This window comes from Streptomyces sp. CLV115, from assembly GCF_038448545.1.
GTDB classification, from domain to species: Bacteria; Actinomycetota; Actinomycetes; order Streptomycetales; family Streptomycetaceae; genus Streptomyces; species Streptomyces sanglieri.
Map to the genome: position 1 here is coordinate 1 of NZ_JBCEWQ010000391.1, position 484 is coordinate 484.

At 63.0% G+C, this 484-nt stretch carries 1 protein-coding gene and 1 pseudogene; both read right to left on the bottom strand.

All coding sequences use genetic code 11. From position 1 onward, the window contains the following. A pseudogene (locus tag AADR41_RS42300) lies at nucleotides 1–262 on the bottom strand (2-oxoacid:acceptor oxidoreductase subunit alpha); the annotation flags it as partial. 11 nt (nucleotides 263–273) lie between these two features. After that, nucleotides 274–484, bottom strand: a 211-nt coding sequence (locus AADR41_RS42305) for an acetyl-CoA carboxylase biotin carboxyl carrier protein subunit (RefSeq protein WP_342287799.1), incomplete at its 5' end; no start/stop codon positions are given.

The window sequence follows — 484 nt, forward strand, 5'->3', positions numbered from 1 at the left end:
GGATGTCATGGTCCGCGAAATGCAGCTGGAACGAAGAAACCCCCGGCAGGGTCCCTGCGGGGGCACGGATCTCGGCCGGAAAGTTCGGCAGCGTGGACAGATCGTTCCCGAACGACGCGGTCTCCGACGTGAAACGGTCACCGGTGAGCTGCATACCGTCCCCGGAATCACCCGCGAAACGGATGATCACCCGATCCAGACGACGGATCTCCTTCTCGCGCGTCACGGCCTCGACGAGGGGTACGTTGTGGACGACGGACATGGGTTTCTTCCCTACTCCTTGATGTCGCAGAGCGCGGCGCCGGAGGAGAGGGAGGCGCCCACCTCCACCGAAAGTCCTCTGACGGTGCCGGATTTGTGCGCGTTGAGGGGTTGTTCCATCTTCATGGCTTCCAGGACGACGACGAGGTCGCCTTCCTGGACTTGCTGGCCTTCTTCGACGGCGATCTTGACGATGGTGCCCTGCATGGGGGATGCGAGGGTG